Origin of the sequence: Thermobrachium celere DSM 8682, assembly GCF_000430995.1 — a bacterium.
Taxonomy (GTDB): Bacteria; Bacillota; Clostridia; order Clostridiales; family Caloramatoraceae; genus Thermobrachium; species Thermobrachium celere.
In genome coordinates this window covers 3,056-3,561 of sequence record NZ_HF951990.1, presented here as the reverse complement: position 1 = coordinate 3,561, position 506 = coordinate 3,056, and the positions used below count along the sequence as shown (strand labels likewise).

The following is a 506-nucleotide window of genomic DNA, read 5'->3' as shown; positions in this document are numbered from 1 at the left end:
ATGGTATGTCAACTGAAATTGTATACTTGAATGGCTGTTATATTCTATTACTCTTTAAAAATCCCTCAACATCTCTATCAAGGCCTGTTCCAAATAGTGCATCAACTGTAATGTCGCTAAATTTATATCATTATCAACTCATCTAATCTTTTTATTAAACTCCCATATTCAGTAGAATATCGTAGTTGTCTTTGCATCGCCCTTTATTTGCTTTCATCTCCAAACAAGTATACATTTACTTCATATCCATTTATATATAAAAGGCGTGATAGTGCAAAACCATCTCCGCCATTATTCCCTATACCACATACTACTGTTATTCTTTTTGCATCCCTCTCTTTAATTCTTTTAAAAACAGCCCATGCTGCATTTTCCATAAGAACAATGCCAGGGATTTTAAATTTTCAATAGCCCTTTTATCTATATTTCTCATATTTTGTGCCTTAGCAACCTTCATTTCTCTACCCCTCCATAACCACAAAAGCAACAGCATATTCTCTACAGTG

2 protein-coding genes are annotated in these 506 nt (G+C 33.6%); both read right to left on the bottom strand.

Annotated elements, in window-relative coordinates; all coding sequences use genetic code 11:
- Positions 1-203: 203 nt before the first annotated feature.
- Positions 204-377, bottom strand: a complete 174-nt coding sequence (locus TCEL_RS12955; RefSeq protein ID WP_018655913.1) for an NAD(P)H-hydrate epimerase — start codon at positions 375-377, stop codon at positions 204-206.
- The gene (locus TCEL_RS13645) at positions 317-457 is read right to left on the bottom strand and encodes a hypothetical protein (protein WP_198010613.1); all 141 of its coding nucleotides are present in this window, start codon (positions 455-457) and stop codon (positions 317-319) included. The genes TCEL_RS12955 and TCEL_RS13645 overlap by 61 nt, the downstream gene beginning before the upstream one ends.
- Between the last annotated feature and the right edge of the window lie 49 nt (positions 458-506).